Below are 10,020 nucleotides of genomic sequence, written 5' to 3' on the forward strand. Positions count from 1 at the left end.
GGCAGACTTGAAATACTTAAGTAGGCCCCAAAATATCAAAAGCCCCGATTTTCCAGATCGGGGCTTTTGTATTTAAGGCTTTTCAAATTTGTTATATCATTTTTGGAATCCTTAATTATTCTAGTAGAATAATTTATTCAATTTCAACATTACTAGATTTGCTTATCTCGGACAATTTCTCCGATACACGTTTTTGCACCATATTTGCATCAATGGTTGGGTCGCTGATTTTCACAGTGAGTACCCTACCATCAAGTACCGCCGAAAATATTTGTTTGCCAGAGTCATCCGTTATAACGAGTGGAGTAGGGCCCTTTTTACGGGAGCCTATACCAATCATCTGCTCAACCCAGCTGCGAATACCGTTTTGGTCTGCGCCAGAGTTCAATCTGGCAACTGCCTCAGTGATCAACTCAAGTCTATCTGGATACTCTGCAACAAGCTTGTGTATTGTTTCAGAGCAGTTATAACCAAATAAATCATGCTTGCTTTCTAGCATTTGAACAATTGGCTGCGGTAACTTGCTCATGCCAATGCACTTGGAAACAACAGCCTGGCTAGTAGCAAATTTCGCAGCACAATCTGATTGATTTTTGGCTAGACCTCTACTTAGTGCACGGGAAAATGCCTTTCCTCTTTCGTAATCGCAAAGGTCTTCTCTACCTTCATTGTGAACAAGGGTAGCAAGTTCAGCCTCTTGGTCATTCATATAAATGACGTAAGCCTTGATTTTTGTCCATCCCAAGTTTCGAGCTGCGCGCAAACGCCTATGGCCAGCAATCAATTCATATCTTGTTCCAACTGGTCGAACTTGAATTGGCTCTTTTTGTCCTGCTGAAGCTAAAGTATGTCCAAGGTCATCAATCGACTCGCCGCGATAGACGGATCTAGGTTGATATGGACTATCGTCGATTAGATCAAGAGGAAGATCTACATAATGCTTGCTCTCATTTGTTGGAACATCCATCGTGGCGACAATTCCAACAATGTCATCATCCTGAATCGGTCCAGGATCCTTAATGGTTCCAGCCGCTATGAGACCGGATACTTTTATTTGTTTGCTTGCCATAACTGCACTTTTTATGATTTCTGACCCGAAAGAGGAATATTGTGAAATTTAATTAATGACTTAGATAAATCAATAATATCCCGTGCACCCACACTACCTGGTTCGCGTTCGAGAACGGGGCCAGAGTTGGTGTCATCAAATAGATCTGTCTGTCGAAGGAATCCAATGAAATCGCGGACGATAGTGTCGTTAATCTTGCCGTTGTACTCTCCGATGATGAATTGGAGCGATTCTTGGTGTGGTTTCTTGGTCTGGTTGAATTTATTGACAATAATATGCATGTCGAGGTTAAAACCCCTCTGCGTCATTGCACTATTTATTTCGAGTATATTTGACTTCAACACATCTAATGCTTTGACGGATTCAGGTTCCGGATTGACCACAGCCATGATAGTTTTTGATGCAATCATGAAACTTTGAGTGAGCAACGAGGAGGCAGGCGCAGAATCGATAATTATTGCTTCATACTGACAAAAGAAATCTTTTTCTTTTTCAAGTAATCTCAAAAAGGTATTCTCTCTACCGATCGCAGAGATTAACCAGGTATCAGCATTTGCTAGAGTTATATCTGCGGGTATTAAATCAAGCATTCCATGTGAATAAATCGGAACAATGGCATCTTGAACTTTCGGTAGTTCACCTTTTGATGCCCTTTGCATCAAGGTGCCAATATGGGTAATCTCTTGGCTAACATCAACACCAAACATTTTGCTAAGAGATCCTTGAGGATCTCCGTCAATCAGCAGTACCTTGTGACCAAATTGCGCCAGACATGCGGCGATATTGCCTGCGATAGTAGTTTTGCCGGTACCGCCTTTCGCCATTCGAAAATTGATTACTGGAGGTAAAGAACGTTGTTCTTTATCCTCTAATCCGAGCAAATGTAATCTGATTTTTCTGATCTCGAATGGTTGGTAATATTTATGCGCCGAATTCTGGTCTTCGCCGCGATAAGTATCCCTGAATTTCCGATCTGAATCGGTAAAACCCGAGAATTCTTTCGCTAATTTAAGACGAACCCCAAGATAATTGCGCATAACAATCCTTTTTTCCATATCAGATTGCATAATAAGTTACATACCGTACATTTGCAAGAAAATTCAAAATAAAAAAACATGCGGCAATAAAATGTACGGGCGTTTAAATATCGGTCTTGAGTTGCAATGTTAACCTAGTGTTCAATTTGTAGTAAGCATCAAAAATTCAGTAATATTGTGAGAAATGCGCTTTACGCTTCTTTTTTAAGCGAGATGAAAAATAAGAACGTTATTCATTCTTTTACTCTAAGAGCAAGAAGGATCGATTTCATATCCCTGTAGGAGAGAGGCAATTTAGTATCGGGCAAGTTACATTGTGAAGATATCTGAAAATGCAATTAACGGATTAGTCGTTTGTTTTTTAACCTTCTATAAGACTGTAAAACTTGAGTTGTTGCATCCGGCTATTTTGTTGTATGCTGGTTTTATTATCAGTTAAAACTAACTCGTTAATTGCATTTAATATGGATATTTTTGATACGACTGAAAATTGGGACTTGGCTCCACTAGAAGCATTCCAAGCTTTTGTCAGAACAGAGGCGTTTGTAACATTGGGGCGTCGCCCAAAAGCTCTGCTAGGATCTTCTTTTGAAAGCGCGCGGCCTATGCGCGCATCAGCTACGAATGTCTATATCTCCATGTTTGGTAAATTCATTCGTTACCTTAACGGAAAACCGCTGCGAGCTGTAACTCCTGGTGACATTGTGCGGTTTCTTGATAGGGGAGAGGCTACAAAAGGAGAGAGGAGCACCAAACCATTGAGTCTTATTCGGGTGCGATACTTGAGACTATTCGAGCGGGTTTATGCCTATATAGAGGTGCAGCCTAATCCTGCGACTATTGCTACGATCGAGTTATTCAACAGCGCGTCAACGGGGAGGGATAAATCAAAAGTAGCACTCGACCTGGTGCAACAAGCTCAGTTCATAAAAAATTTGCCTGCTGCAAGCCCATACAGGGGCCCCGAGTGCACGCAAGGTTGGAAGAAGCGTAGAGACAGGGCCATGCAAGCGATCATGCTTGGCGCCGGTCTAAAGGTTTCTGAGGTGGTCAGTCTTTATATTGAAAATGTAGGAGAGATCGACATCAATGGATCTGTCCCGATAACTATCTCTCAAGCGTCTGTAGATGGGAATGGCGCAGATCACAGGACGCAACTGCGTCCTTTCGCGGTAGATATCGTGATGGACTGGGTCTTGGAGCGAAAACAGATGCGCCTGGCTACCAGGCTCTTGTTCCCAGCATCACTGAAAGACCTTAAACCTCTGAACAAAGCCACCCTTTACAGGCAAGTTACTGCCACTTTTGAACGCGCCGGCATTGAAACAACCCATAGTGGTGGCAGGACATTGCGCAACTCCTACGCATTTCGTGAGCTACAAAAGGAAAATGCCTCGGTTGAGCTGGTCGGCCAGTTCTTGGGACTTAAAAAACAGGCCTCGGCACAAAAATACTTGTACCTGGTTGAGAAAGACAGGCTCACTAAAAATCTATCATGAGCAACTATCTTGCTCGCTGACTATCAAAGCCAGGGAAGCGAGGGTGTTTTAATAGTTTGATCAACTTATATGTGGTAGTTTCGATATGATCCGGCAGTCCGATCTAGCCTAAGTTGAAGTCATGGAACCTAAATTTAGATCGGTAGTTACATGAATATAAATCATTCTATTGGTTCATGTGCTACGGACTTGGGTTTTGCCAGTCGAAGTAAGTAACTCTTCATCACTGGTCGGCTTGCAACATAAGTTTTCAGTGCAACCTTCTGACTTTCAAGAATTTCGCTGGCATCGATCATGGCATTCCAACTCTCGGCCGCAGCAATACAAACTTTTTTTACTTCATTCCTTAGTTTGGCTTCGGGAACACTGACGGCGTTTGCGAAGGCACGTATCGCTGTTGGTTCTAAAATCTGCTTTTTCTTTTGGCCGCTGGCGAACGGGAGGGCATGGCCACTACCGTTCATGTACACACTGTACGCGACGATGTCATAGGCTGGAGAAAGGGTAACGCTGCCGTCGGGCATGTGCAATACACCGATATTTTTTAGATGAAAGTCATAGTTACCAAGCAACTCGCTAACAGTAATTCTGCGAATTAACTCCAAAACTGCTGGCTCGCCCAGTCCATCGATCAGTAGCATTACGTTGGCAATATCAGCGTAACTACCTCCTCGGTATTTGTCCAACGGACCAACGTTTAAAATTTGCGCAAAATCTTCAGCGTGAAGCCGACCAGGCTGGTCACGGTCAAATCTTTTTACTGCCAAGAAATTCATGGAATTGCCAATGACGTAATTATGCTCTGCAAGTATGAGATCAAGGCTGACCAGGCTTGCCTCGCAAACTCTTACGCCAGCTGCAGCCGCCAGCTGAAGAGACAGATGCTCGACTTCGGGGAGTAGGGAGAACTGCGTTGTGGGTAGTTTTCCTATTATGTGCGCACCTTCATGGCGCTGCCTGGCAACATATCTGCCGTCCTCTAGGACCAAGGTCAGCTTCGGCTGCATCCCTGAAATCGACACACCATCCTCTAGCGGCTCTTCAACCACACTTTCTTCCAGGGCATCTTGGCGCTGAGTAACATACCGGGCAGTGAAATTCCTGTCTATTAATGATGGTCGGGCGTAGACATTTCCCGGCAAATCTCCTCCGCAAGCCGCCAAAAGTTCGAAGTAGTCGTCCTCTGAACACTTGCGTAATTCGGCGATGTGTTTTTTTAGAACTCCTTCCGGCAGTAAATTTTGAAAGAAATTGGGTAACCGGCCGCCGCCGGTTGAGTTCAATTCCGGATTCATAGGATTGAGCAAGAAAGCCGCGTCTTGAGCCGGGTCTTCAGCCTTGAAGGACAGCGAGATGACAGGCCTGTCTGGATCGTTGGCGTAGTCAGGATCCACGCTGAAACGGATAATATCGCCATACCGGAAGAGAACTCCAGCCTTTGTCGTACCAATAAAGATGTCCAGGGCACTGAAATTCATGACCTATTCTCCTTTTCGGTCGAGTGCTGAATCAATAAGCGATCTGACGCGGGGAGTCTTGTCGGACGTATCCGCTGCGAGCCCACCTTGCAGCAAACCACTGACTCCCTTAGGTACTAACATCAATTCAAGACCAAGCTCATCAGCAACAGCCATCAAGGTCGTGAGCTTTGAGTCTTTTTCACCAGACATCAGTCCCCGAATAGTTGGGGAGGTCAGGCCTGTATTCTCCAGAATTGTCTTCTGAGAAATTTTATTGCGCTCTTGGCTCAATTTTAAGAACTTGGCTACTTCAGCTAGATTACGCATATATTTGAAATCAAAGTATCTATTAATGTAGTAATGATAGTTTGATTTCACTGTATTGCAAGTCAATACGCCAGTACAAATGAAACTAAAATATCTATTTTATGATAATAGATACTTTAGTTTCAATTCTGGATAGATTCGGCTAGCGATTTTGGCCGATATTTGGGAGATTTACTGTGCCTGCCTCAGCACAAGAATGCGAGTGAAAGAGCGTTCCTGTTCCAATCAGAACGCCCAAAACGAAGGAGATAATTGCAACAGCGATCACAGAAGCGGCGTAAAACTTTGTTTTTTTTGCATATACCGATAGATCAATTTCGGTCAGTACCTCGGTCGCTGTTTCGTAGAATTCTTTACGAATTTTTGGAAGTTCAGCTTTAATCAAGGATCTGACCGTATCGGAAGATTGCCTCATCGCTAGGTTCTGAGAGTCACGGAATATTTTAAGCTTTTCTTTTTCCGATTCAGAATGCGCTCTGGCGTCCCCAAGAATTTCGATAGCCTTGGCCTCCAGAGCTGCGACGCCGTCCAGGTAACCCTGCTTTAGCAATCGAGATTGGAAGAGGGCGGCGATTACTATCGGGTCGTCGAATTCGACTTTTTGACCGGTTGCCTTAAATATGTCTGTCGATAGTACTTCCATCTCGTTCCTCAGATCCGCCATCGTAATCAGATTCCAATTGCGTCGAGTTGGGAGAATATATCCTTCTTGACCGTCAGAAGTCGATGGCGCGGCATCAGCGAAAACAATGGTGACTCCATCGTTTCTTTAAAAGTTAAACGATTGGAGATCATGATTTCCATGTCGCGCGCAGAGGTGTCCTGGTTGAGTTTACGAACGGTGATGACACCCAAAATTTTATGCCTGAACTTTTCGTACAATTTTGATTCAGAAAAGGGGCGGCCGTCCCTGACAACTGGGCCGAAATATTCGTTCTGCCAGACAACAACCTTAGCCGGCTGGGTTTTCAGAACAGATGTGAGACCGGATATTGTGTCGTCTGTGGCCTGTCCCCCTGTAAGCACCGAATGAAGAATGACCTCTTTACCCATTTGTTCCAGCATGGGTATGACCGAGTTCTCAGCCATATAAGAAGACATGGGTAAGAATGAAGTCGAGCCATTGTCGACAACAGTAGGTTTGTCAGAATTGGCCATTGTTTCAATGAGGCTATCGAACATCCGTTTGTTTATATCGGAAGATCCATCAAGAATTTCTGTCTTAACGACATTGAAAAATTTGTATCCAGCGAATGTCGCATTCACGGGATCGGTATCGACGCATAGAATGTCTTCTGGCTTGAGGCCCGTAGCGTCATCGACCAGCTTTTGAGCGATAAGCGCGCATATCAACGATTTCCCTACCCCACCTTTGCCTTGCAATACCATGTGAATTTTGCTCATGTATTTCCCTTAAACGTTACCAGACTTCATCGGCAACCAATTTGCCGTCCTTCTGGTGAGCATAAGGTCTTGTTTCATTCGCCGCGCCATCGAGTGCTGCCGAATTTTGCAGTGGACTCAGCGGCGCAACTCCCAAATTGCTTGACGCCTTGGATAGCAGAGGAGCTCCAGACACAACAGCAGAAGAGCGTTTCTTCCTCTTTATTCGGCCCAGCATTGAGGTCAGCGCCTGTTCTGACACTTCAAGTCCACCAGCTGTAATTCGCTCGGCCAGAGTTCGATAGCTGAGCCCATTTTTTTTTAGGCGTTGAATGTCTTCGTACATAGTTTCGATAAGCGAAATTTTCGAGCGTTCATCGTCTGGGAACGTACCTAATTCCTGGATTTTCATCGATCCTTCACCTTTATCGAATGCAATGGTTTAAAAATGACCACTTGAGAGAATGACCAGCACAGCCTGAATGGTCAAGATGTCGTAGAACGTCGTACTCTGTCGTACTCTGTCGTACTTTGTCGTACTTTGTCGTAACGATAGCCTAGCGGAGTACGGCCCATTACCCATTAACCTATGAAAATACCGAACAATTTGGATAAGTGAAAAAAGTGCGCCACTTTTTCAGTCAAAGTGCTTGCATTGAGATTCAAAACACTGTCCAATAGCGTTGTCGGCACCCGGCACTTCCAGAACCTACAAACACCTAATCAAATTGACTCCCCAATGCCATGCAATGGAGAGTCCAATGACTCCAAGATCACTACGCCTGAATATCAGGCACTATCCATAGGAAATGATCTTTCCTACTCAAAAACTAGATTTTATTGAACAGAATTGCTTACCCAATTCGCGCTTTTTTTTCTACAGAAATTAAATATCGGGCAAACACAGAGTACATCTAGAGTACAACGCTGAAGCGGCTTTCCGCCGATTATCAAATACAGAAACACCACAGAAACACAAAATTTACCGCACCAAATTCGTACGCTGCAAATCACAAAAATCGCTGGTACTTTCTGCCAGGCTCCAAACAGAAAACACACAGGCATTTGAATAATAGCTGCTATGGGATTGCCCCCGGATGCCGGAAGGAATGAGCGCTGAGCTCGCCAACCGGTGTGTAACAGCGTCTAGCTCAAGGCTGGATACATAACATGCTGGTCCTCACGTGACCATGGCTACCCGCCAGTAAGACAATGGGTAGAAACGTGACGCATGGAACACGACAAGTTCCAGGTCTTCCCAGAGTATTGGGGAAGCGACCGTAGGTAGTGATTCCTACGGGGTTTCGAAGTTCAGGCATTTGGCAGCTCGGAACCAATTCAGCGTATTTAAGGAAGCCCGCCATGGCCGCCATTGTTATTAAGTAGTAACCGGCGCTCTCATTTGTTATCTGAGAACTCTCATTGCAAGTGAAATTCCGCGTAATTTTCAGGTTGGCAACATGTTATTCTTTGAAGCGCTAGTGCCTCATCCTATCGCCGTCACTTTCAAGCAACTTGGTTCTCCATAGCTGACAATATGGTGAAATTTCTTAGAAGAAGATGCATTATCGCGGTACATTTAATCAATAGCCAAAATTTTTTGTTAAGGAGATATGGCAATGACTTTAAAACGAGTTTTTCAACAAATAAAGATTGCAGCCAAAGGAACGCCACGTCTGTATTTTGCGCCTTTAGTAGGTGCATTCAAAGGGATTAGAGCAGAATTTGCACTAATCGAAAAGGCTGAGAACGATCCTCCCTCGAAAAATAGTCTGCCATAGATAATGTAAAATAAGGTTGGCCATGCAGAAGTAGAAGCAAAAAAATATCAATGCTCATGGAACAAATCACCCAATGGCAGGCACGTCCCCTTGATGCCTTCTATCCGATTGTGTATCTGGACGCTGAGAGTGGCCGGATGACTTGAAGCGCCGCATCTATTATTCTCGTTACCGTGTCGGTTGATGCGAGAGTTATGCCCGGTTGTTCGGACCCTTGTGGTGGCGATGCTCCACACGCGGCATGATTTGCGTCATCGCCGCAACATAGCTCTTGAGCTTATGGGTGATCAGCCCCATTGGTGCGTAACGCAAGCCCTTGAGGAGCTTGAGGAAAAGCGTTTTACTGCCTGCCGGTTGCGCCGACCCTGCATCAGGATATCGAGCATATGACCGTTCTGATCGACTGTACGCCAGAGGTAATAGTGCTTGCCCTTGATTGTTAGGACCACCTGGTCGAGATGCCATTTGCCCCCGCGCTGCGGTTGACGCCGGCGAAGTTCATTGGCATAGCATTGGCCGAACTTCAACGTCCATTGGCGGATCGTCTCGTACGTGACGATGATGCCACGGCTTGCCATCAGTGCTTCTATGTCGCGAAAACTCAGCGCGAACCGGGAGTAGAGCCACACTACGTGACTGATGATTTCTGCCGAATAGCGGAAGCTGCAGTAAAGTAGGGATTTTTTCATCCCCCTACCTTATAAAATTTTTCTAGACTCCGTAAGTTGACAATACCTGTTTTTGAGCTGCAATTGATGATTTACTCAATGCAAAGGTTCATGCTGTTGGTAATTCGAGAGCAAAAAATGTACATTTGCATCTTCATCTTCGTTACTGCCATCTGCGGTTGGAGCGATAGTCGAAGTTGCATTAGCTTGGTCCGCAGCGGTTAATGCTGACTTGTCTTGCAGACCCTTGATCTCCGCAATCACGCGCTGGATATCGGTATTTAAAGGTGGAATATCTGCATTGACCTTGATGCCGCGTTCAAAGTAATTGATGGCTACTTCAAAATCATCTCGCGCTATATGAGCGAAGCCCATCACGAACAATTTCAATGCATTTTCATCTGACAACGCCAATAACGGCTGCCATGTCAGTAGCGCTACTGGTACCCTGGCAGATGTGAACTGCAGTAAGCCCATCTGAAAACGTGCCAAATGAAACTCTGGTGCCAACATCAACGCATTGGCATAAGCTGCTTCACTTTCTGCGACTTGACCTAGCGTAATGTACTCTGCCGCCAGCAAACAATATGTCGCTGCCGATTGGGGGTTGATGGCCAGCGCCTCCTGAAACAGCTTGATCGCGGTTGGACCATCATTTGCCTGGCTGAGACGTAAGGCTTCTTGCAAAATCTCATCAAAACTTGCGGCGGTAGCAGTATTCATCGATAAATTCCTAATTATTGTTGCTGCAAATGCGCAAACACGACGTCATTCTAGCCAACAAATTAGGGCGTAA

At 45.0% G+C, this 10,020-nt stretch carries 10 protein-coding genes and 1 pseudogene; 2 read left to right on the plus strand and 9 right to left on the minus strand.

The annotated features are described in order from the left end of the window. Positions 1-133: 133 nt before the first annotated feature. Together UNDKW_RS29685 and UNDKW_RS29690 are read right to left on the minus strand one after the other, a co-directional pair. On the minus strand, positions 134-1,069 hold the full coding sequence (locus tag UNDKW_RS29685) for a ParB/RepB/Spo0J family partition protein (protein WP_162062182.1): 936 nt from the start codon (positions 1,067-1,069) through the stop codon (positions 134-136). 11 nt (positions 1,070-1,080) lie between these two features. Continuing rightward, the gene (locus UNDKW_RS29690) at positions 1,081-2,124 is read right to left on the minus strand and encodes a ParA family protein (protein WP_162062183.1); all 1,044 of its coding nucleotides are present in this window, start codon (positions 2,122-2,124) and stop codon (positions 1,081-1,083) included. A gap of 398 nt (positions 2,125-2,522) precedes the next feature. Between UNDKW_RS29690 and UNDKW_RS29695 the strand changes: the two genes are divergently transcribed. Next, positions 2,523-3,605, plus strand: coding sequence for a site-specific integrase (locus UNDKW_RS29695; protein ID WP_162062184.1), 1,083 nt, complete (start codon positions 2,523-2,525; stop codon positions 3,603-3,605). Positions 3,606-3,766: 161 nt separating this feature from the next. Here UNDKW_RS29695 and UNDKW_RS29700 read toward each other — a convergent pair whose 3' ends face one another. The 5 genes from UNDKW_RS29700 to UNDKW_RS29720 all read right to left on the minus strand — a co-directional run bounded on the left by UNDKW_RS29700 (position 3,767) and on the right by UNDKW_RS29720 (position 7,187). Beyond that, entirely contained in the window at positions 3,767-5,083 is a 1,317-nt protein-coding gene (locus UNDKW_RS29700) for a type II toxin-antitoxin system HipA family toxin (protein ID WP_162062185.1), read from the minus strand. A 3-nt stretch (positions 5,084-5,086) separates the two neighbouring features. Then, the gene (locus UNDKW_RS29705; RefSeq protein ID WP_162062186.1) at positions 5,087-5,392 is read right to left on the minus strand and encodes an XRE family transcriptional regulator; all 306 of its coding nucleotides are present in this window, start codon (positions 5,390-5,392) and stop codon (positions 5,087-5,089) included. 142 nt (positions 5,393-5,534) lie between these two features. Beyond that, positions 5,535-6,035 (minus strand): hypothetical protein, encoded by a 501-nt coding sequence (locus tag UNDKW_RS29710; protein WP_162062187.1) that lies wholly within the window; start codon positions 6,033-6,035, stop codon positions 5,535-5,537. Positions 6,036-6,061: 26 nt separating this feature from the next. Beyond that, the gene (locus UNDKW_RS29715) at positions 6,062-6,796 is read right to left on the minus strand and encodes a conjugal transfer protein TraL (RefSeq protein ID WP_162062188.1); all 735 of its coding nucleotides are present in this window, start codon (positions 6,794-6,796) and stop codon (positions 6,062-6,064) included. Between the two features lie 16 nt (positions 6,797-6,812). Then, positions 6,813-7,187, minus strand: a complete 375-nt coding sequence (locus tag UNDKW_RS29720; protein ID WP_162062189.1) for a hypothetical protein — start codon at positions 7,185-7,187, stop codon at positions 6,813-6,815. 1,207 nt (positions 7,188-8,394) lie between these two features. Between UNDKW_RS29720 and UNDKW_RS29725 the strand changes: the two genes are divergently transcribed. Continuing rightward, entirely contained in the window at positions 8,395-8,556 is a 162-nt protein-coding gene (locus UNDKW_RS29725; RefSeq protein WP_162062190.1) for a hypothetical protein, read from the plus strand. Positions 8,557-8,676: 120 nt separating this feature from the next. Here UNDKW_RS29725 and UNDKW_RS29730 read toward each other — a convergent pair. Both UNDKW_RS29730 and UNDKW_RS29735 read right to left on the minus strand, forming a co-directional pair. Further along, positions 8,677-9,245, minus strand: a pseudogene (locus tag UNDKW_RS29730) (IS6 family transposase); the annotation flags it as partial. 75 nt (positions 9,246-9,320) lie between these two features. Continuing rightward, a complete protein-coding gene (locus tag UNDKW_RS29735) occupies positions 9,321-9,947 on the minus strand; it encodes a hypothetical protein (RefSeq protein ID WP_162062192.1) in 627 nt (208 codons plus the stop codon). Positions 9,948-10,020: the final 73 nt, after the last annotated feature.

The organism is Undibacterium sp. KW1, from assembly GCF_009937955.1.
Taxonomy (GTDB): Bacteria; Pseudomonadota; Gammaproteobacteria; order Burkholderiales; family Burkholderiaceae_D; genus Undibacterium.